The organism is Pseudomonas benzenivorans (assembly GCF_024397895.1).
Taxonomy (GTDB): domain Bacteria; phylum Pseudomonadota; class Gammaproteobacteria; order Pseudomonadales; family Pseudomonadaceae; genus Aquipseudomonas; species Aquipseudomonas benzenivorans_A.
The window spans coordinates 1,970,476-1,990,886 of the sequence record NZ_CP073346.1; the positions used below are offsets into that span (position 1 = coordinate 1,970,476).

The 20,411-nt window shown below is 66.9% G+C and carries 16 protein-coding genes and 1 riboswitch; of the genes, 5 read left to right on the plus strand and 11 right to left on the minus strand.

What is annotated here, in order from left to right; genetic code table 11:
- Positions 1-43: 43 nt before the first annotated feature.
- From KDW96_RS09270 to KDW96_RS09285, 4 genes are all read left to right on the plus strand, one after another.
- Complete coding sequence (locus KDW96_RS09270) at positions 44-859, plus strand: rhodanese-like domain-containing protein (RefSeq protein WP_255840117.1); 816 nt, start codon at positions 44-46, stop codon at positions 857-859.
- Between the two features lie 35 nt (positions 860-894).
- The gene (gene asd / locus KDW96_RS09275; RefSeq protein ID WP_255840118.1) at positions 895-1,758 is read left to right on the plus strand and encodes an archaetidylserine decarboxylase; all 864 of its coding nucleotides are present in this window, start codon (positions 895-897) and stop codon (positions 1,756-1,758) included.
- Between the two features lie 247 nt (positions 1,759-2,005).
- Positions 2,006-3,823 (plus strand): cyclic-di-GMP receptor FimW-related protein, encoded by a 1,818-nt coding sequence (locus tag KDW96_RS09280; protein WP_255840119.1) that lies wholly within the window; start codon positions 2,006-2,008, stop codon positions 3,821-3,823.
- A gap of 63 nt (positions 3,824-3,886) precedes the next feature.
- Complete coding sequence (locus KDW96_RS09285; protein ID WP_255840120.1) at positions 3,887-5,956, plus strand: EAL domain-containing response regulator; 2,070 nt, start codon at positions 3,887-3,889, stop codon at positions 5,954-5,956.
- A 54-nt stretch (positions 5,957-6,010) separates the two neighbouring features.
- Here the strand turns inward: KDW96_RS09285 and serB are convergent, their stop codons facing one another.
- Positions 6,011-7,225: a phosphoserine phosphatase SerB gene (gene serB / locus KDW96_RS09290; RefSeq protein WP_255840121.1), complete on the minus strand. Its 1,215-nt coding sequence runs from the start codon at positions 7,223-7,225 to the stop codon at positions 6,011-6,013.
- 175 nt (positions 7,226-7,400) lie between these two features.
- Between serB and KDW96_RS09295 the strand changes: the two genes are divergently transcribed.
- Positions 7,401-8,879 carry an AhpA/YtjB family protein gene (locus KDW96_RS09295; protein WP_255840122.1) on the plus strand — a complete coding sequence of 493 codons (1,479 nt, stop codon included), beginning with the start codon at positions 7,401-7,403 and terminating at the stop codon, positions 8,877-8,879.
- Positions 8,880-8,957: 78 nt separating this feature from the next.
- Here KDW96_RS09295 and KDW96_RS09300 read toward each other — a convergent pair whose 3' ends face one another.
- The 10 genes from KDW96_RS09300 to thiC all read right to left on the minus strand — a co-directional run bounded on the left by KDW96_RS09300 (position 8,958) and on the right by thiC (position 20,151).
- Positions 8,958-9,665, minus strand: coding sequence for a PqiC family protein (locus KDW96_RS09300; protein ID WP_255840123.1), 708 nt, complete (start codon positions 9,663-9,665; stop codon positions 8,958-8,960).
- A 145-nt stretch (positions 9,666-9,810) separates the two neighbouring features.
- Positions 9,811-12,060, minus strand: a complete 2,250-nt coding sequence (gene parC / locus KDW96_RS09305) for a DNA topoisomerase IV subunit A (RefSeq protein WP_255840124.1) — start codon at positions 12,058-12,060, stop codon at positions 9,811-9,813.
- Positions 12,061-12,067: 7 nt separating this feature from the next.
- A complete protein-coding gene (locus KDW96_RS09310) occupies positions 12,068-12,592 on the minus strand; it encodes a retropepsin-like aspartic protease family protein (RefSeq protein WP_255840125.1) in 525 nt (174 codons plus the stop codon).
- On the minus strand, positions 12,589-13,572 hold the full coding sequence (locus tag KDW96_RS09315) for an esterase-like activity of phytase family protein (RefSeq protein WP_255840126.1): 984 nt from the start codon (positions 13,570-13,572) through the stop codon (positions 12,589-12,591). Before KDW96_RS09315 ends, KDW96_RS09310 begins: the two co-directional genes overlap by 4 nt.
- Positions 13,572-15,470, minus strand: coding sequence for a DNA topoisomerase IV subunit B (gene parE / locus KDW96_RS09320; protein ID WP_255840127.1), 1,899 nt, complete (start codon positions 15,468-15,470; stop codon positions 13,572-13,574). Before parE ends, KDW96_RS09315 begins: the two co-directional genes overlap by 1 nt.
- Positions 15,471-15,486: 16 nt before the next feature.
- Positions 15,487-16,104, minus strand: a complete 618-nt coding sequence (locus KDW96_RS09325) for a YqiA/YcfP family alpha/beta fold hydrolase (RefSeq protein WP_255840128.1) — start codon at positions 16,102-16,104, stop codon at positions 15,487-15,489.
- A 77-nt stretch (positions 16,105-16,181) separates the two neighbouring features.
- Positions 16,182-16,997: a 3',5'-cyclic-AMP phosphodiesterase gene (gene cpdA / locus KDW96_RS09330; protein WP_255840129.1), complete on the minus strand. Its 816-nt coding sequence runs from the start codon at positions 16,995-16,997 to the stop codon at positions 16,182-16,184.
- 132 nt (positions 16,998-17,129) lie between these two features.
- Entirely contained in the window at positions 17,130-17,582 is a 453-nt protein-coding gene (locus tag KDW96_RS09335) for a DUF1249 domain-containing protein (protein ID WP_255840130.1), read from the minus strand.
- On the minus strand, positions 17,573-18,172 hold the full coding sequence (nudF, locus tag KDW96_RS09340; protein WP_255840131.1) for an ADP-ribose diphosphatase: 600 nt from the start codon (positions 18,170-18,172) through the stop codon (positions 17,573-17,575). Before nudF ends, KDW96_RS09335 begins: the two co-directional genes overlap by 10 nt.
- Before the next feature lie 95 nt (positions 18,173-18,267).
- Positions 18,268-20,151 carry a phosphomethylpyrimidine synthase ThiC gene (gene thiC, locus KDW96_RS09345; protein WP_255840132.1) on the minus strand — a complete coding sequence of 628 codons (1,884 nt, stop codon included), beginning with the start codon at positions 20,149-20,151 and terminating at the stop codon, positions 18,268-18,270.
- Positions 20,152-20,250: 99 nt separating this feature from the next.
- Positions 20,251-20,358: riboswitch (TPP riboswitch) on the minus strand.
- Between the last annotated feature and the right edge of the window lie 53 nt (positions 20,359-20,411).

The window sequence follows — 20,411 nt, forward strand, 5'->3', positions numbered from 1 at the left end:
TTTCCGCTACAATTCGTGCCCTTCACCGACTATGAGGTCCAGCATGACTGCCTTCGACGAGTTGCCGTTGGTCATCGAGCCCGCCGACCTGGCCAGCCGCCTGCACGCTCCCGAGCTGATTCTGGTCGACCTGACGAGCGCGGCGCGCTACGCCGCCGGACACATTCCCGGCGCCCGCTTCGTCGAGCCGAAGCGCACCCAGCTGGGCCTGCCGCCCGCGCCCGGCCTGCTGCCGGCGCGCGCAGACCTGGAGCAACTGTTCGCCGAGCTCGGGCACAACCCGGACGCCGTGTACGTGGTGTACGACGACGAAGGTGGCGGCTGGGCCGGGCGCTTCATCTGGCTGCTGGATGTCATCGGCCACGGCCGCTACCACTACCTCGACGGCGGCCTGCCGGCCTGGCTGGCCGAGGATCGGCCGCTGAGCGGCGAGCGACCCGCCCCCCATTCCGGCGAACTGTCGCTGAACCTCAGCGAAGCCCCCGGCGCCAGCCGTGAATACCTGCACAGCCGCCTGGGTGCGACCGACCTGGCGATCTGGGACGCCCGCTCGCCCGCCGAGTACCGTGGCGACAAGGTGCTGGCGGCCAAGGCCGGACACATTCCCGGCGCGGTGAACCTGGAGTGGACCGACTGCATGGATAAGGCCCGCTCCCTGCGCATTCGCCAGGACCTGCAACAGCAGCTCGAAGACCTCGGCATCACCCCCGACAAGGAGGTGATCACCCATTGCCAGACCCACCACCGCTCCGGCCTCACCTACCTGGTGGCCAAGGCCCTCGGCTACCCGCGCGTGAAGGCCTATGCCGGCTCGTGGGGCGAGTGGGGCAACCATCCCGACACCCCGGTCGAACGATGAATCGCCGCGCCCCGGCCGGCCCTTAAGGAAACTCGATGAAACAGCGTCTATTTATCCTCAGCCAGTACCTGCTGCCCCATCACCTGCTGTCGCGGCTGATCGGCTTCGCAGCGGAGTGCCGCGCGCCCTGGTTCAAGAACCGCCTGATCGACTGGTTCATCAAGCGCTACCAGGTGGACATGAGCGAAGCGCAAACCGAGCAAGGCAGCGCCTTCGAGCACTTCAATGCCTTCTTCACCCGCGCCCTGAAGGACGGCGTCCGCCCGCTGGACGACAGCCCGGACGCGGTGCTGTGCCCCGCCGATGGAGCGATCAGCCAGCTGGGACGCATCGAACACGGGCGCATCTTCCAGGCCAAGGGCCACAGCTTCAGCGCGGTCGAACTGCTCGGCGGCGATGCGCAGCGCGCTGCGCCATTCATGGGCGGCGAGTTCGCCACCGTCTACCTCTCGCCCAAGGACTACCACCGCGTGCACATGCCCCTGGCCGGCACTCTGCGGGTAATGATCTACGTGCCGGGCCGGCTGTTCTCGGTCAACCAGACCACCGCGGAGAATGTTCCGGAGCTGTTCGCGCGCAACGAGCGGGTGGTTTGCCTGTTCGACACCGAGCGCGGCCCCATGGCCGTGGTGCTGGTCGGGGCGATGATCGTGGCCTCGATCGAAACCACCTGGGCCGGGCTGGTCACCCCCCCCAAGCGCACGCTCAAGACCTTCCGCTACGATGCAGCGGCCCGCGCGCCGATCGCCCTGGACAAAGGCGCCGAACTCGGCCGCTTCAAACTGGGCTCCACCGCCATCGTCCTGTTCGGCGCGAATCAGGTGCAGTGGGCCGAGCAGCTTGGCGCCGACAGCAAAGTGCGGATGGGCCAGCGACTCGGCGGCAAGCGCGACACCTGATCCAGGCTCCCCTCCCCCCGGGCAGTCCTCACCGGCTGCCCTGACGCCAAGACACACCGCCACTTTCCTAGCGCTCGACAGTCAAAGACTTACCGATCGCCGCGAACGCAGCCGCGCCGGAATCCTGTCACAGTGCACGTAGGTGGCGCTGTCTAGGGCTGCGCCCTCGTACGGATGCTGCTAGAGTCTGCAACATTATTATTAGAACGACTCGCCTCAGCTGTTGGCGTTGGAGTCTCCAATTTAGATGGATAAACAGAGCCCTCACCAGCTGCTCCGCGTCCCCACACCCAACAAGCAGGGCCTGTCCTTCTGCGATGCCAGCCCGCGCGACCTCAAGCGCTGGATCGGTGGCTTGCCCAAGGCCAACATCGGAGAAACGGCCCGCCAGTTGTACCAGGCCCTGGTCGAACTCAATCAACTGCTGGCGTCCACGGACGCGCGCCTGCAACTGCTGGAGCTGCTGAGGCCCGAGGTGTATTACGTCTGCAAGCACCTGGAGCGGCACTTCCTTAACCAAGCCATCGTCCTCGACGAACGCCCGCGCAAGGTCGCCAACCTCTGCCAGGCCCTGCAGAACCACCTGGCGGTCGGCTACAAGCTGGTCATCTCCCAACTGGCGCCGCAGTCCGGGCGCGAGATTGCCCAGCCGCTGACACTGGCGCTGCAGCGCGCGACCCACAGCCTGTGCGCGCCGCTGATTCGCACCAGCCAACTCTATTGCCCGGTACCCGAAGGCCTGTGGCTGGAGCTGCACCAGCTCTACCAGATCGCCCTCGAGCGCAACCTTCATCGCGTGGCAGTCGGCGACCCCCTGGCCTCCCATACCAAAGGGCTGAGCATCGAGCAGAACTATCTGGTGGCGCTGATGCTCGGCAGTGCACGCTGCAACCAGATGCGCCAGAACAGCATCGCACGCCTGGCCGAGGTCCTCGAACCCTGGAGCGCACTGGTTCGCCTGCAGCCGGGCGATGCGCCCGCCAGCCTGTTCGCCGTGGCACCTCTGCAGGACGGCCCGCCGCGTTACAGCTCGCTGTTCCAGCCCCGCGAGCGGCAGCAGGCGCTCGGCATCGACCCGAGCCCCCTGGTCGATGCCATCAAGGAATACCTGCTGCTGCCGGCCGAGGACCGCGCCAGTGCCCGTCTGCTGGTTCCCGAAGGTTTCAGCCAGGACCTGCTGCAGCACCTCAGCTCGGCCTGGGGCGATATCGCCGAGCGAACCTTTCAGCGCACCCCGGGCCAGGGCGCGCTGACCCTGTGCATCGGCATGAGCGCGCTGCATTTCTTCCTGTCCAACCGACGCCCCTTCAGCCAGATGCTGCAGTCGCCCAGCGCCAGCAGCTCCGCGGTCTTCAAGCCTAGCAGTGGCGCGCCCGACGTCTGGTCCAAGGCGTTCGACGCCCAGCAAGCGACCAACTGGGAGCACGGGCTGCCCTTCGAGGAGATCGAATACAGCAAGCCCCCCTCGAAAACCGCCCAGGGCGGTCAGCACGCGACCGCCGAGAGCGAAGAAGGCTACCCGACCTACGCGCTGCCGATAGTCAACCACAGCCCTGGCGGCTACTGCCTGTCCTGGCCGAAGGAGGTGCCCGGCCAGCTGCAAGCCGGCGAGCTGCTCGGCATGCAGGACAGCCCCACCCAGGGCTGGAGCGTCGCCGTGGTGCGCTGGATTCGCCAGGTACGCGGCGGCGGCACGCAGATGGGCATCGAGCTGATCGCGCCGCATGCCCAAGCCTGCGGCCTGCAACTGGTACGCAAGGCCGAGCAGAGCAGCCAGTACCTGCGAGCCTTGCTGCTGCCGGAAATCAGCGCGATCTCCCGCCCGGCGACGCTGATCACCCCGCGACTGCCCTTTCAGGAAGGCAACAAGGTGATGATCAACATCAGCGGTACCGAGCGCCGCGCCGTGCTCAGCCGCCGCCAGACCAGCACCGGCAGTTTCAGTCAGTTCGAGTACCGCAGCCTCGACCAACCCGGCAACGCCCCAGGGAAGCCCGTCACATCCCCGGGAACCCGCAGCGCAGATGGGGAGGAAGACTTTGACTCGCTCTGGAAGTCGCTGTAGATTGCCGATTCATCACCTTTTGTCGCCTTTTCGCGCCCGTTCGGCGCAAACCTGATCCCCGCCATGGCCATCGAAAAAAAAACTATTCGGCTGCTGATACTGGAAGACTCGCAGAATGAGGCCGAACGCCTCGTCAGCCTGTTCCGCAACGCCGGCCGCGCGACCCGGGTACACCGCCTGAGCTCGAGCGAGGACCTGGCCGAAGCCCTGCAGCAGAGCTGGGACCTGCTGATCGCCGCGCCCAGCAGCGAACACCTCGCCCCCGGCGAGGCCATCAGCGCGATTCGCCGCCAGGCCAAGGACATCCCGGTCATCCAGCTGCTTGCCGACAACGACTCCGACAGCATCACCGAGGCCCTGACCCTGGGCGCCCAGGACGCCCTGCCGCAAGGCGAGGATGAGCGCCTGGTACTGGTCGCCCAGCGCGAATTGAGCAACCTGGAGGAACGCCGCGCGCGGCGCGCGGCCGAGGTGGCCTTGCGCGAAGCGGAAAAGCGCTGCCAACTGCTGCTGGAAAGCTCGGTCGACGCCATCACCTACGTGCATGACGGCATGCACATCTATGCCAACCGCGCCTATCTCGAGCTGTTCGACTACCAGGACGCCGACGAACTGGAAGGCATGCCGATGATCGACCTGATCGCCGCCGCCGACCAGGCAGGGTTCAAGGATTTCCTGAAGAGCTACCAAGGCCTCGAGGGCAGCGCCGAGCTGGCCTGCGCCGGGCTCAGAGCCAGCGGCGATACCTTCCCGGCCCGGATGAGCTTCTCCCCGGCCAGTTATGACGGCGAGCCCTGCATTCAGGTGGTGATTCGCGGCGAAGTCGGCAACGCCGAGCTGGAGGAAAAGCTGCGCGAGATCAGCAGCCAGGACCTGGTTACCGGCCTGTACAACCGCAACCACTTCCTTGGCCTGATGGACGCCGCCGCCGAGCGTGCGGTAAAAGCCGGCCAGCCGGCCAGCCTGGCCTACATCCGCGTCGATCACTACGCCAGCCTGCTCGCCGAAGTCGGCCTGGCCGGAATCGACTTGCTGCTGACCGACCTGGCCAGTCTGTTGCGCGCGCACTTCCCCGGCGATGCGCAGCTGGCCCGCTTCGGCGACGACGTGTTCACCGTACTGCAACCCGGCCTGACGCCGGAGCAGTCGCAGGCAAGCTTGACCAGCTTGCTGAAGAAAGTCGAAAGCCACCTGTTCGACATCAGCGGCCGCACCGCCCAGACCACCCTGTCGATCGGCATCGCCGGCCTCAGCGAAAAGACCACCAAGGCCCAGGAGGTGGTCAACCGCGCGCAACGCTGCGCCGACGACCTGAGCGACGGCAATGCCCTGAAGCTGTTCGACCCTTCCGCCGAGCTGGCCGCCGCCGCCAACCGCGGCAGCATTGTGGCCATGGTCCAGCAGGCCCTTGAGCACAACAGCTTCCGCCTGCTGTTCCAACCGATCATCAGCCTGCGGGGCGACAGCCACGAGCACTATGAGGTGCTGCTGCGCATGCTCAATCCGCAGGGACAGGAGGTACCTCCACCGGACTTCCTCAACGCGGCCAAGGATGCCGGGCTCGGCGAGAAGATCGATCGCTGGGTGATACTCAACTCGATCAAGCTGCTCGCCGACCATCGCAGCAAGGGTCACAGCACCCGTCTGTTCATTCACCTGTCTAGCGCCAGCCTGCAGGATCAGACCCTGCTGCCCTGGCTCAGCGTGGCCTTGAAGGCCGCTCGCCTGCCCTCGGATGCGCTGGTCTTCCAACTTAGCGAGCCGGACGCCATTGCCTACCTGAAGCAGGCCAAGGCCCTGAGCCAGGGCTTGCACGAGCTGCACTGCAAGGTCGCCCTGAGCCAGTTCGGCTGCGCCCTGAATCCGTTCAACACGCTCAAACACCTGCAGCTGGACTTCATCAAGATCGACGGTTCGTACTCCCAGGACCTGAGCAAGCCCGACAGCCAGGAAGCCTTGAAGACCCTACTGGCCAGCCTGCACGCCCAAGCCAAGCTGACCATCGTGCCCTTCGTCGAGAGCGCCAGCGTCCTCGCCACGCTCTGGCAGGCCGGGGTCAACTACATCCAGGGCTACTACCTGCAGGCGCCCAGTCAGTCGATGAATTACGACTTCTCCTCCGACGACGAGTGACGCAACGCCAGCCCCATGAAAAAGCCGCCCGCGGGCGGCTTTTTCATGCCTGGCCTATTCCAGCCCGTCGCGGTCGCGGAACCCCAGCAGGTAGAGGATGCCGTCCAACCCCAGGGTGGAGATGGCCTGCTTGGCCGACTGCTTGACCAGCGGCTTGGCGCGGAACGCCACGCCCAGCCCGGCAATCGCCAGCATCGGCAGGTCATTGGCGCCATCGCCCACGGCAATGGTCTGCTCCAGGCGCAAGCCTTCCTTCTCCGCCAGTTCGCGCAACAGGTCGGCCTTGCGCTGGGCATCGACGATCGGCTCGACGGCCACGCCCGTGACCCGGCCATCGACTATCTGCAGTTCGTTGGCAAACACGTAGTCGATGCCCAGCTTGGCTTGCAGCTGCTTGGCGAAATAGGTGAAACCGCCCGAGAGGATCGCGGTCTTGTAACCCAACCGGCGCAGCTCGCTGAACAGCGTTTCGGCACCCTCGGTCAGGCGCAGCGAGGCGCCGATATCGGCCAGCACGGTTTCCGGCAGCCCCTTGAGCAGGGCCAGGCGCTCCCTGAAGCTGGCGGCGAAGTCCAGCTCGCCGCGCATGGCCCGCTCGGTGATCGCCGCGACCTGTTCACCGACCCCGGCCGCCTTGGCCAGCTCGTCGATCACCTCGGCCTCGATCAGCGTCGAGTCCATGTCGAACACCGCCAGGCGACGGTTGCGGCGAAACAGCGAATCGCGCTGGAAGGCGATATCCACGTTCAGCTCCTGCGCCACGCTGAGGAACTCGGCACGCAGCGCCGCCGGATCGGCCGGTTCGCCGCGCACGGAGAACTCGATGCAGCCCTTGCCCTGCTCCGCCGGGGTATCCAGCGGCATGCGCCCGGACAGGCGGTCGATATGGTCGATATTGAGGCCATAGCGGGCGGTGATCGCACTGACCCGCTGCAACTGCTCGGCAGTGACCTTGCGGGTCAGCAGGGTGACGATATGCCGGGCCTTGCCCTGGCCGCCCACCCACTGCTGGTAGTCCGCCTCGGAAACCGGTGTGAAGCGCACCTGCTGATCCAGCTTGTAGGCGGTGAACAGCACATTCTTGAGCACCGAGGAGGCCTGCTCGGTGCCGGGAATCTCGACCAGGATGCCGAACGACAGGGTGTCGTGGATCACCGCCTGGCCGATGTCGAGGATATTCACCCCGCCCTGGGCCAGCACGCCGGTGATGGCGGCGGTAAGACCCGGGCGGTCCTCGCCGGTGATATTGATCAGGACGATTTCGCGCACGGCGCACCCCCAAGGCTCGGTGAACAGATGGACAGCTCGCCGAATGACCGGCAAGCGGGAGAAAAGCCGCACATTCTACCCATTTTCGCGGCCGTACGGGCATGCGCGGCGCTTTGCCCGCTGCAGGGCGGTCGCTATACTGCGCGGCAACTCCAGTCGACAAGAGCCGAGCTCTGTGAACCGGCCCGCCCCCGTAAAGCCCGACAACTTCTTCCTCCTGCTGTTCCAGGCCCTGCGCCAGCGCCGGGTTCCCCTGGCCCTGCGCATTGCCAGCCACAGCCTGCTGCTGGTGGCCCTGGCGCTGGTGATCTATGCCTGGGTCATCGGCATGCAGTTCAAGCAGGCCATGCAGCAGCAAGCCGAAGCCCTGGGCACCAGCCTGATCACCCAGACCGCGGCGTCGGCCACCGAACTGCTGGTCTCCAACGACATTCTCAGCCTCAACGTGCTGCTGAACAACCTGGTGAAGAACCCGCTGGTGGCCCATGCGGCCATCTACAGCGTGGACAACCGCCTGCTCGCCGAAGCCGGCGCCCGCCCGAGCAAGAGCATGCTCGGCGAAACCGAGGGCCTTTACTCGACCCCCATCACCTTCCAGGAGGTGATCGCCGGCCAGCTGCGTATCAGCCTGGACATGCGCCAGTTCCAGCAGCCGATGACCATCAGCCTGCAGAGCATGGGCATCCTCAGCCTGATTCTGCTGGCGCTGACCCTGAGCCTGAGCCTGCGCCTGGGCCGCCATATCTCCACGCCGCTGCTGCAGCTGCGGGTCTGGCTGCGCGATCCGGACGACCCGGCGCCCGGCGCCGGCCGCCAGGACGAGATCGGCGACCTGGCGCGCCAGCTGCAGTCTCGCCTGGTACCGGAGAAGCCGGAGCCCGAGCAGCCGGACGAAGACGCCGAAACGCGCGACGAGGACGACTACCCGCTGGAATCGATCGACCGGGAGCCGCGTTTCGCCGTGCCGAACCTGCGCGACGAACAGGACGACGACCTGACTGGCGAGGGCGACGAAGACCTCGACCCGTTCGCCGACCTGCAGGATGTCACGGCCGAACAGCCGCCTGCCGTCGCGCCGGCAACGCCACAACCGAGCGCGGTGCTGGCAATCCAGCTGGGCGCCCAGGAACAACTGCGGCGCCTGCCGCGGGCACGCCTGCTCGACCTGCTGCAGCGCTACCGCGATTGCCTGAACCAGGCTGCGGCGCTCTATCAGGGCGAGTTGCACACCCTCAGCGACGGCAGCAGCCTGATGCTGTTCCACAGCCGCGACAGTGGCGACGACTACCTGACCCACGCGATCTGCTGCGGCGAACTGATGCGTGCGCTCGGCCACGCCCTGCAAATCGAGGTCGCCGACAGCGGCATCACCCTGCAGCTGCAGCTGGGCCTGACCCAGGGCACCGAGCTGCTCGGCCTCAGCCAGGGCGACCTGCTGCTCAGCGACACCGCCCAGGAGGCCCTGGCCCTGTCTCAGCACAGCCGCAACCTGCTGCTGCTGGAACGGCGCATCGCCGAGGACCCGCTGGTTCGCCAGCGCAGCCGCATCCGCGCCATCACCAGCCCGGAAGGCGCCTGCTGCGTGGAGCGCCTGCTGGAGCCCTACCCGTCGCTGCTGGAGCGCCAGCTGGCGCACATGCACGAAAGCCACTGAGTGGGCAGCACCCACAAAAAAGCCCCGCCTTGAGCGGGGCTTTTTATGGACGACAGCTCAAGCCGGCGAGTCGGCGAGTCAGAAGCGAAAGACCTCGCCCTCGATCCTGATCGGCTCGACCACCGGCGCCTTCGGTCGAGCTGGCTTGGCCGCGGGCGCGACCGGAGTCTTCTTGCGTGGCTCCTCGGCCACCACCGGAGGCAGATTGCCGTACTCCTGCACCGCCAGGGCCACCTGCTCGACCAGCTGACGCATCACCAGGCTCTGGGCGCGCACCTGGTCGGCGATGGTGCCCTGATGGGCCTCCTCCAGGCGGACCAGGCGGCCGTCGAGGAGCTTTCCATCGGGGTTCAGCAGGCGCCAGTGCGCCTCGAGCACGGCCGGCAGCTGCGGCCCGGAATCCAGGCGGCTGATCGACAGCAGCACCTGCACCTGAGGCGTGAAACCGGGCGTCGCCGGCGCCATGGCCAGGCGCTGGCTGTTCAGCCGCGCGGCCAGTTGGCGCAACAGCTGGCGGTCGATGTCCGCCGCCAGACTGCCCGCCCAGCGCCCCTCGCTGGTCGCCGTCAGGCTGCCGTCGGGCTGGCGCTGCAGCAGCGCCTCGCGCTGCAGGTAGTCGGCAATCGACACCGGCCCCAAGAGCACGGCCACCCCGCCCTTCTCGTCAGGCAGCTCGGCGTTGCCACCGTCGAGCTGATACAACGGCACTGGCTGGTAGGCCGTACAGCCGACCAGACCGAGCAGGCCGGTCAACAGCAGGATCAAGGGAAGGCGCACTACAGTCATTACTCTCATCCGGCCGGCCTGGACTGCCGGCAGTCTAACCTGGGTTGGCGAACGCGCTCAGCCGACCTGGCGCATTCCATGGCCGACTATCATCCGCCAAAGCGCCGCACGACTCCAGCCTCGTGCGCCGCAAGACTCGGACGGTCTACTCGACCAGCAGCGCATCGACCCGCTGGAAACCGCGCGGCAGCTTGTTGCCGCGCCGCCCGCGCTCGCCCTTGTAGTGCTCCAGGTCGTCGGCCTTGAGCGACAGGGTGCGCTTGCCCGCCTGCAGGACCAGGGTCGCGCCGGCCGGCAGCACCGCCAGGTCGCTGAGGAACTCCTCGCGGCTGGCGACCCGCTCGCCGGGTATGCCGATGATCTTGTTGCCCTTGCCCTTGCCCAGCTGGGGCAGGTCGGCGACCTTGAACAACAGCAGCCGGCCCTCGGTGGTCACCGCGGCCAACCAGTCCTCTTCGCGACTGGCCAACGGCTTGGGCGGCACCACCCTGGCCCCTGCCGGCAGGCTGAGCAGGGCCTTGCCGGCCTTGTTCTTGGCCTGCAGGTCCTCGCCCTTGACCACGAAGCCGTAACCGGCGTCGGAGGCGATCACATAGAGCGCGTTGTCGTCCGGCAGCAACACACAGTCGAAGGTCGCCCCCGGCGGCGGCGCCAGGCGCCCGGTCAGTGGTTCGCCCTGACCGCGGGCCGATGGCAGCGAATGGGCGGCCAGCGAATAGCTGCGTCCGGTGGAGTCGATGAACACCGCGTACTGGTTCGAGCGCCCTGGCGCGGCCGCCTTGAAGCCATCACCGGCCTTGTAGGACAGGCCGGTTGCGTCGATGTCGTGGCCCTTGGCGCAACGCACCCAGCCCTTCTCGGACATCACCACAGTGATCGGCTCGGTCGGCAGCAGCTCGGTCTCCGACAGTGCGCGGGCCTCGGCGCGGGCGACGATCGGTGAGCGGCGGGCGTCGCCGTAGGTCTCGGCGTCCTTGATGATTTCGTCGCGCACCAGCTTCTTCAGCTTGGCTTCGCTGCCGAGCAGGGCCAGCAGCTTGGCCCGCTCCTTGGCCAGCTCGTCCTGCTCGCCGCGGATCTTCATCTCTTCCAGGCGCGCCAGCTGGCGCAGGCGGGTGTCGAGAATGTAGTCGGCCTGCACGTCGGTGAGGCCGAAACGCGCCATCAGCACCGGCTTGGGCTGATCCTCGGTACGGATGATGTGGATCACCTCGTCGAGGTTGAGGAAGGCGACCAGCAAGCCCTCCAACAGGTGCAGGCGCTTTTCCACCTTGTCCAGGCGGAACTGCAGGCGCCGGCGCACCGTGTTCACCCGGTACTCCAACCACTCACGCAGCATCTGCCGCAGGTTCTTCACCTGGGGCTTGCCGTCCAGGCCGATGACATTGGTGTTGACCCGGTAGCTGGACTCCAGATCGGTGGTGGCGAACAGGTGGGTCATCAACTCGTCGGCATCGACCCGGTTGGAGCGCGGGATGATGACGATGCGGCAGGGATGCTCGTGATCCGACTCGTCGCGCAGGTCGGCGACCATCGGCAGCTTCTTGGCCTGCATCTGCCCGGCGATCTGCTCCAGCACCTTGGCCCCGGATACCTGATGCGGCAACGCGGTGACCACGATGTCGCCATCCTCGATGCGGTACACCGCACGCATTCGCACCGAGCCACGGCCGGTCTCGTAGATCTTCAGCAGATCGGCGCGCGGGGTGATCACCTCCGCCTCGGTGGGGAAGTCCGGCCCCAGCACATGCTCGCACAGCTGCTCGACCGTGGCGTCCGGCTGATCCAGCAGACGCACGCAGGCCGCGGCGACTTCGCGCAGGTTGTGCGGCGGCACGTCGGTGGCCATGCCCACGGCGATGCCCGTGGTGCCGTTGAGCAGCAGGTTGGGCAGGCGCGCCGGCAGGGTCGCCGGCTCGTTGAGAGTACCGTCGAAGTTCGGCACCCAGTCCACCGTGCCCTGCCCCAGCTCGGTCAGCAGCACCTCCGAATAGCGCGACAGGCGCGCCTCGGTGTAGCGCATGGCGGCGAAGGACTTGGGATCGTCGGGGGCGCCCCAGTTGCCCTGCCCGTCCACCAGGGTATAGCGGTAGCTGAACGGCTGGGCCATCAGCACCATGGCCTCGTAGCAGGCCGAATCGCCGTGGGGGTGGAACTTGCCGAGCACGTCACCGACGGTACGCGCCGACTTCTTGTGCTTGGCATCGGCATCCAGGCCCAGCTCGCTCATGGCATAGACGATGCGCCGCTGCACCGGCTTCAAACCGTCGCCGATATGCGGCAGGGCGCGATCCATGATCACGTACATCGAATAGTTGAGATAGGCCTGCTCGGTGAAGTCGGCAAGCGAGCGGCGCTCAACGCCATCCAGGCTCAGATCGAGGGATTCGCTCATGGGAGTCTCATTGCAAGGTTGATTGGCGCAACATCAGGGTGCCGTCGCGCTGAGTGAATTCGAGTTGTTTCAGGGCGCTCATGCCCAGCAGCACTTCCTCGCCGCCCATGCCGGGGGCGATCAGCGCGTCGACATCGTGCAGCACGATATCGCCCAGCTGCAGGCTGGCCAGTTGCGTGCGGTGGGCCGTGGCACGGCCGTTGGCGGTGCTGATGGTGATCGCCGTGCCGGCGCGCAAGCCCAGGCGCCTCGCCACCTCGACGGGCACCGCCACCTGGGTGGCGCCGGTGTCGAGGAGGAAGGTCACCGGCTCGCCGTTGATCCGCCCATCGGCGCGGTAATGCCCCTGACGACTGCTCGCCAGGCGCACTTCCACGTAGTCGCTGCCGTGCACCGACTCGGGATGCCGATTGGGGTTACGCCGGGACTCCTCCCAATCGCCGAAGAAGCGCGTGGCCAGCAGCAACGCGGCGCCCCAGGCCAGCACCAGCATCACCCGTCCGGCCCGCCGCCCCGGCGCTTGCGTGCTCATCGGCGGGCGCCCCAGCCGCCCTGCGGCGCGGCGAAACGCCAGACGATCGGCCGCGCCTCGCCATCGGCGCGGGCCTGGCCCTCATTGTCCAGCCCCACCCAGGCGCCGTCGGCGTCGATCCACAGGGCCTCGGTCTGGCCGTACGCCGAAGGATAGCGACGCGCCTCGGCGAGCGCCTCCGCGGCGAACGACCAGCAGCGCTCGACCGCGCCGTCACTCAGCTGGCGGCGACAGATGCGATGGGCCTGGCGCTCCAGGGTGAAGAGTTTTTCCTGGTGGAACGCCAGCCCGGAGAAGTCTCGCGGCCGGGCCTCGCCGCCCAGCTGCGCCGGCGCCGGCTCGCTACCGCCCTCGCCGACCAGTACACAGCCGCCGCTGCAGCGCCAGGACGCGCCGTGCCGATGCACCACCAACAGGCCGCGCCGATTGCGCTCGGCCGCCAGCCACAGGCGCTCGCCGGCCGGATCGACCGCCACGCCCTCGAACATCGCATTGAACCCGAGCAGCATGCCACTGGCGCGGGCCTGGCGCACCACGGCCTCCGGCAGCGCCAGCCAGTTCGCCTCACCATGGGCAGTCAGCTGCAGCACCGCGGCCTTGGCCTCGCTGACCAGGTAACGGTTGCCCTGCCGGTCACAAGACAGCCCTTCGAAGTCCAGTCCGCCACCGCGCACCTGGCCAGCGACCCAGGTGCTCATGCGCAGCCCCCAGGGCAGCGGCACGGCCGGCGCCGGCGGCGCCTCGAAACGTTCGACCTCGGCCTGCCAGACCTCGGCGCCAGTCTGCAGACGGTACAGCCGATCATCCTCGCGATCCGACACCGCCCACAGGGTTTCGTCGCAGCGGGCCAGGCCCGAGAGGTTGCCGCCGACCATGCCCTCGACCGGGTGCTCGCCAATCAGCCGCAGCTCCTCGGGAGGCGGCGCGTCGGCCAGCGCCGCCGCCGCCACCAGCAGCAGCGCGACGCCCAGGCAACGCATCAGAGCAGCACCTCGGCCAGGTTGCCCTTGGACTCCAGCCAGGACTTGCGGTCGCCGGCGCGCTTCTTCGCCAGCAGCATGTCCATGATTTCCCGGGTGCCTTCGAAGTCGTCCAGGGTCAGCTGCACCAGGCGCCGGGTGTTGGGGTCCATGGTGGTCTCGCGCAGCTGCGGCGGGTTCATCTCGCCGAGGCCCTTGAAGCGGGTGACCTGGGGCTTGCCGCGGCGTTTCTCGGCGACCAGACGATCGAGGATGCCGTCACGTTCGGCTTCATCCAGGGCGTAGAAGACTTCCTTGCCGAGGTCGATGCGGTACAGCGGCGGCATGGCCACATAGACGTGGCCGGCATCCACCAAAGGGCGGAAGTGGCGGACAAACAGCGCGCACAACAGGGTAGCGATGTGCAGGCCGTCGGAGTCGGCGTCGGCGAGGATGCAGATCTTGCCGTAGCGCAATTGGGAGAGGTCGTTGGAGCCGGGGTCGATGCCGATGGCCACGGCGATGTCATGCACCTCCTGGGAGGCCAGCACCTCGCCGCCATCGACTTCCCAGGTGTTCAGGATCTTGCCGCGCAGCGGCATGATCGCCTGGAACTCCTTGTCACGCGCCTGCTTGGCCGAACCGCCGGCGGAGTCACCCTCGACCAGAAACAGTTCGGAGCGCAGCGGGTCCTGCCCCGCACAATCGGCGAGCTTTCCGGGCAGTGCCGGCCCCTGGGTGATGCGCTTGCGCTCGACCTTCTTGCCGGCCTTGAGGCGGCGATTGGCGTTGCTGATCGCCAGCTCGGCAAGCTGCTGACCGAACTCCGGATGGGCGTTGAGCCACAGGCTGAAGGCGTCCTTGACCACCCCGGAGACGAAGGCCGCCGCCTCGCGGGAGGACAGGCGCTCCTTGGTCTGTCCGGAGAACTGCGCATCCTGCATCTTCATCGACAGGACGAAGGCGATACGCTCCCAGATGTCCTCGGGCGCCAGCTTGACCCCGCGCGGCAACAGGTTGCGGAACTCGCAGAACTCGCGCATGGCGTCCAGCAGACCCTGGCGCAGGCCGTTGACGTGGGTGCCGCCCTGGGCGGTGGGAATCAGGTTGACGTAGCTCTCCTGCACGCTCTCGCCGCCCTCGGGCAGCCACAGCAGGGCCCAGTCGACCGCCTCCTTGTTGCCGGCGAGACTGCCGCAGAACGGCTGCTCGGGCAGCCGCGGAAATTCGCTGACCGCATCCACCAGGTAGGAACGCAGGCCATCCTCGTACAGCCACTCGACGCGCTCGCCGCTGGCCTTGTCCTCGAAGCTGACCGCAAGGCCCGGGCACAGCACCGCCTTGGCCTTGAGCACATGCTTGAGGCGACTGACCGAGAACTTGTGCGAATCGAAATACTTGCCGTCCGGCCAGAAGTGCACGCTGGTGCCGGTGTTGCGCTTGCCCACCGTGCCGATCACCTCCAGGTCGCTGGCCTTGTAGCCATCGCCGAAGGCCATGCGGTACTCGCTGCCGTCGCGCTTGACCCGCACCTCGACCCGGGTCGACAGGGCGTTGACCACCGAAATGCCGACACCATGCAGGCCGCCGGAGAACTGGTAGTTCTTGTTGGAGAACTTGCCGCCGGCATGCAGCTTGGTGAGGATCAGTTCGACCCCGGGTACGCCCTCCTCGGGATGAATGTCCACCGGCATGCCGCGCCCGTCGTCGAGCACCTCGAGCGAATTGTCCTCGTGGAGGATCACCTGGATCGACCGGGCGTGGCCGGCCAGGGCCTCGTCGACGCTATTGTCGATGACCTCCTGGGCCAGGTGGTTGGGCCGGCTGGTGTCGGTGTACATGCCGGGGCGCTTGCGCACCGGGTCCAGGCCGGAAAGGACTTCGATGGCGTCTGCGTTATAGGCGTTCTGCTGGGCCATGGGGTCTCGAATCGTCTTAAAGGTCGGAAAAGTCGGCGTCGCGCCACAGGTCGGCGGGCACGCCGGCAAAAGCAAAGAGCATCGGCAGGCGCGCGGCGAAGCCCTGGAAGCCATGGTCGCCACCGGCCTGGATGCGCAGCGCGCAGGCCCGGTAGTAGGCTTCTGCCTGGCGGTAATCGAGGGTTTCGTCGGCGGTCTGCAGCCACACCTGGTAGCGCGCGGGGTCCTGCGGTGGCGGCACTTCCAGCTCGCCCAGGGCCGCCACATGCTCGGCTGTCAGCTCCCAGGTTTCATCGCTGTAGTAGTTCTTCTGCGGACCCAGGTAGCCGTCGAACAGCCGGTGCGGCCGCACCGCCGGATTGATCAGCAGGGCGCGCAAGCCATGCCGCTCGGCCAGGTGGGTCGCATAGTAGCCGCCCAGGGAGCTGCCGACCAGCACCGGCCGACCGAGCTCGGCGATCAGTGTCTCGAGCTGGGCGATGGCCTGGCGCGGGTGGTGGTGCAGGGCCGGCACCCGCAGCCGCGCGGCCAGGCCCAGGCGCGCCATGGCCGCGTGCAGCTGGCGGGCCTTGAGCGAAGCCGGCGAACTGTTGAGGCCGTGGAGGTAGAGAATGCTGGGACTGCTTGCGAGCATGGCTGACGGGACTGATGGCTAGGAACGGGAGGCGGAACGGTAGCAGCTTTCGCGGAGCGGCCTCCAGTGCGCGGCTATCAATAGCCCTTGACGCTGTAGTCCACCTCGAACTGGATGCCGGTGACGCGCGATACGCCGGTGTCCAGGCGCCCGTCGTCGTGCAGGCGCAGCCAGCGGTAGCCCGGGGCACTGCTGTCGACCTGAAAATCGTCGCTGCCCGGGGTGAACTGCACGCAGGTCGAGGGCGAGGCCAGCAGGCGCAGGTCGCCCTCCTGCGTGTCGAACTCCTGGTGCACATGGCCCCAGAGCAGCGCCCGCACCTGGCTGTGACGCGCCAGCACGGCGAACAGCGCCTCGGGGTTGCGCACCCCTATCGGCTCCATCCAGGCGCAGCCGATGGACACCGGATGGTGATGCAGGCAGATCAGGTGGTGGCGGTCGGGGGCTTCGGCCAGGGCGCGTTCGAGCAGCTGCAATTGCTCATCGGCAAGGAACCCGGGCACGGCGCCGGGAATCGAGGAGTCGAGCAGGATGATCCGCCAGTTACCCAGATCGACCACCGGCTCCAGCAAGTCGCTGCCGGCACTGGCGCTGCGCATGGCCGGCACCTCGTCGTGGTTGCCGGGAAACCAGCGGGCCGGCGCGGGGATCACCGCGGTCAACTGACGGAAGCGGGCATAGGAGGCCTCGCTGCCGTCTTGCGACAGGTCGCCACTGGCCAGCATCAGGTCGATCTGCGGCTGCTCCTGCAGCACCAGGTCGATCACCCGCTGCAGGCTGTCCTGGGTGTCCATGCCCAGCAGCTTGCCGCTCGCCTCGGCGAACAGGTGGCTGTCGGACAACTGCACCAGCAGTACCGAGGAATCAGCAGCGGAAGTAGGCACGCTCGGCAAGACCGTCTCCTTGAGCAGGGTGCATGGATTATGCTGGCTAGCGCCGGCGATGGTAAACCCGTGAAGCGCGACTGGGTCACAGAAAAACCGCCGTGCAGGCAGCCAAACGCGACAAAACGACTCTCAGGCCGCTCAGAACACCGGTGCCGGCTCGTGGCCGCAGGCCAGGCAGTGGCTCAGCCACTCACCGAGGAACAGGTTGAGCTGGCTCTTCTCGTCCGGCTGGTGCATGGCGGCGTTCGGGTAGGGGTAGATGGTGCGAAAGCGCCGGGTACTCTCGGCGCTGACCACCTCGGCCATGCGCGCGTCGTGGTACACCCGCACCTCCAGCTGCGGCACCGGCAGCCAGGGCAGGCTGTGCTCCTGGCGCACCAGCAGGGTGGTGGTGTAGGGGCAGGCCTCCAGCACGTCCAGCGCCAGCACACCCAGTACCCGGTCGCCCTGACTGAGGGCGACCCGGCGAGTTTTCTCCTCGCTGCGCATCTCCGGCAACAGGCGCATCAGCCGCGCATAGTTGGCCTCGCAGACCGCCTGCAGCTCCACCAGGTCGACCCGGTAGCGCTCGCGCAACAGGTTCACGACCACAACCCCCTGACCTCGGCGCGGTTGAGCGCCAGCCATTGCAGGGCGATGATGCTCGCCGCGTTGTCTATACGCCCGTCCTTCAGCGCATCCAGAGCGTCCTCCAGCGGCCAGACATGCACGCGAATGTCCTCACCCTCCTCGGCCAGCCCATGCACGCCACCGGCGCCCTCGCTGTCGCAACGACCGACAAACAGATGCACACGCTCATCGGAGCCACCGGGCGACGGGTAGTACTGGGTGATCGGCCAGAGCGAGCCCAGGGTCACCCCCGCCTCCTCGACCGCCTCGCGGCGCGCGACCTCCTCCGGTTCTTCGTCCTTGTCGATCAGCCCGGCGACCAGTTCCAGCAGCCAGGGACTGGCGCTCTTGTCCAGGGCGCCGACGCGGAACTGTTCGATCAACACCACGGTGTCGCGCTGCGGATCGTAGGGCAGCACACACACCGCATCGTGACGCACGAACAGCTCGCGACTGAGCTGCGGGCCCATGCCGCCATCGAACTTGCGATGGCGCAGCTGCAAGCGATCGAGCTGGTAGAAGCCGCGAAAACAGGCCTCACGCTCGATAATTTCAACATCGTCTCGCTGCATAGCGCCCCCCTATTAGCAGGAACGGGCCCGAAGGCCCGCCCTGTCTCCCATTTCCGCCTGCCCAGACCGCGACAGACGGAAGCGTTATTCCCCCATCACACCTTGTGATAGAGCTGCGCACCTTGCGCCTTGAACTCCTCGGCCTTGGCCTGCATGCCCTGCTCGACTTCCAGGTCGATGGCGGCGATGCGTTGCTCCTCAGCATAGACCCGCACTTCCTGGGTGATCTTCATCGAGCAGAACTTCGGCCCGCACATGGAGCAGAAGTGTGCCACCTTGGCCGAGTCCTTGGGCAGCGTCTCGTCGTGGTAGCTGCGCGCCGTGTCCGGGTCCAAGCCCAGGTTGAACTGGTCCTCCCAGCGGAACTCGAAGCGCGCCTTGCTCAAGGCATTATCGCGAATCTGCGCGCCTGGATGGCCTTTGGCAAGGTCGGCGGCATGAGCGGCAATCTTGTAGGTGATGATACCGGTCTTGACGTCATCCTTGTTCGGCAACCCCAGGTGCTCCTTGGGGGTAACGTAGCAGAGCATGGCGCAACCGAACCAACCGATCATCGCCGCGCCGATGCCCGAGGTGATGTGGTCGTAACCCGGGGCGATGTCGGTGGTCAGCGGGCCGAGGGTATAGAACGGCGCCTCGTCGCAGCATTCCAGCTGCTTGTCCATGTTCTCCTTGATCAGCTGCATCGGCACGTGGCCGGGGCCTTCGATCATCACCTGGACGTCGTGCTTCCAGGCAATCTTGGTCAGCTCGCCGAGGGTTTCCAGCTCACCGAACTGGGCCTCGTCGTTGGCGTCGGCGATCGAGCCGGGACGCAGGCCGTCGCCCAGCGAGAAGCTGACATCGTAGGCCTTCATGATCTGGCAGATTTCCTCGAAGTGGGTGTAGAGGAAGTTCTCCTGGTGGTGCGCCAGGCACCACTTGGCCATGATCGAACCGCCGCGGCTGACGATGCCGGTGACCCGCTTGGCGGTCATCGGCACATAGCGCAGCAACACGCCGGCGTGGATGGTGAAGTAGTCCACGCCCTGCTCGGCCTGCTCGATCAGGGTGTCACGGAACAGCTCCCAGGTCAGGTCCTCGGCGACGCCGCCGACCTTTTCCAGGGCCTGGTAGATCGGCACCGTGCCGATCGGCACCGGCGAGTTGCGGATGATCCACTCGCGGGTCTCGTGGATGTGCTTGCCGGTGGACAGGTCCATCACGGTGTCCGAGCCCCAGCGAATGCCCCAGGTCAGCTTGGCCACTTCTTCCTCGATGGAGGAACCCAGCGCCGAGTTGCCGATGTTGCCGTTGATCTTCACCAGGAAGTTGCGGCCGATGATCATCGGCTCCAGCTCCACGTGGTTGATGTTCGCCGGAATAATCGCCCTACCGCGGGCGATCTCCTCGCGGACGAATTCCGGGGTGATCTCCTTGGGAATGCTGGCGCCGAAGCTGTGACCTGCGTGCTGCTGGTCCAGCAGGCCGGCGGCGCGGGCCTCCTGCAGCTTCAGGTTTTCGCGGATGGCGACGTATTCCATCTCCGGGGTGATGATGCCCTGGCGCGCGTAGTGCATCTGGCTGACGTTCTTGCCGGCCTTGGCGCGGCGCGGGTTGCGCACGTGGGCGAAGCGCATGGCGGTCAGTTCGGGGTTGGCCAGGCGCTCCTGACCGAAGTTGGAGCTGAGGCCGTCGAGCAGCTCGGTGTCGCCGCGGTCCTCGATCCAGGCCGAGCGCACGTCGGCCAGGCCCTGGCGCACGTCGATGGTCACAGTCGGGTCGGTGTAGGGGCCGGAGGTGTCGTAGACCAGCACCGGCGCGTTGATCTCGCCGCCGAAGTCGGTCGGGGTGACGTCCAGGCTGATCTCGCGCATCGGCACGCGGATGTCCGGGCGCGAGCCCTGCACGTAGATCTTCTGCGACCGCGGGAAGGGCTGGATCGACTGCTGGTCGACCTGGGCGGACTCACTCAGGTTCTTCTTTTCTTGTGCACTCATCGGCTGGTTCTCTCCTGGGATGATTGCCGGAGCGAACCTGGGACGGACGAGGAGTGCGGGGCGCACCGGGACTGGTGCCGAGAGAACTCGCCGAGGGATGGGCGAGGACATCTTGTTCCCTACGCAGGCCTTTAACCTGATCAGGTTCAACGGGATCCGGCAGCTGCCAATCTCAGCCCCGCATATGGGGCACCCCGACAAGAACCGCACCAGTCTAATCAACAGCGGCCGATAAAACCAACCGCCAAGTCAAAAAGGCC

Coding starts and splice junctions, on each gene's coding strand:
- KDW96_RS09270 (WP_255840117.1), top strand. CDS start 44: ATGACTGCCTTCGACGAGTTGCCGTTGGTCATCGAGCCCGCCGACCTG.
- asd (WP_255840118.1), top strand. CDS start 895: ATGAAACAGCGTCTATTTATCCTCAGCCAGTACCTGCTGCCCCATCAC.
- KDW96_RS09280 (WP_255840119.1), top strand. CDS start 2,006: ATGGATAAACAGAGCCCTCACCAGCTGCTCCGCGTCCCCACACCCAAC.
- KDW96_RS09285 (WP_255840120.1), top strand. CDS start 3,887: ATGGCCATCGAAAAAAAAACTATTCGGCTGCTGATACTGGAAGACTCG.
- KDW96_RS09300 (WP_255840123.1), bottom strand. CDS start 9,665: ATGACTGTAGTGCGCCTTCCCTTGATCCTGCTGTTGACCGGCCTGCTC.
- parC (WP_255840124.1), bottom strand. CDS start 12,060: ATGAGCGAATCCCTCGATCTGAGCCTGGATGGCGTTGAGCGCCGCTCG.
- KDW96_RS09310 (WP_255840125.1), bottom strand. CDS start 12,592: ATGAGCACGCAAGCGCCGGGGCGGCGGGCCGGACGGGTGATGCTGGTG.
- KDW96_RS09315 (WP_255840126.1), bottom strand. CDS start 13,572: ATGCGTTGCCTGGGCGTCGCGCTGCTGCTGGTGGCGGCGGCGGCGCTG.
- parE (WP_255840127.1), bottom strand. CDS start 15,470: ATGGCCCAGCAGAACGCCTATAACGCAGACGCCATCGAAGTCCTTTCC.
- KDW96_RS09325 (WP_255840128.1), bottom strand. CDS start 16,104: ATGCTCGCAAGCAGTCCCAGCATTCTCTACCTCCACGGCCTCAACAGT.
- nudF (WP_255840131.1), bottom strand. CDS start 18,172: ATGCAGCGAGACGATGTTGAAATTATCGAGCGTGAGGCCTGTTTTCGC.
- thiC (WP_255840132.1), bottom strand. CDS start 20,151: ATGAGTGCACAAGAAAAGAAGAACCTGAGTGAGTCCGCCCAGGTCGAC.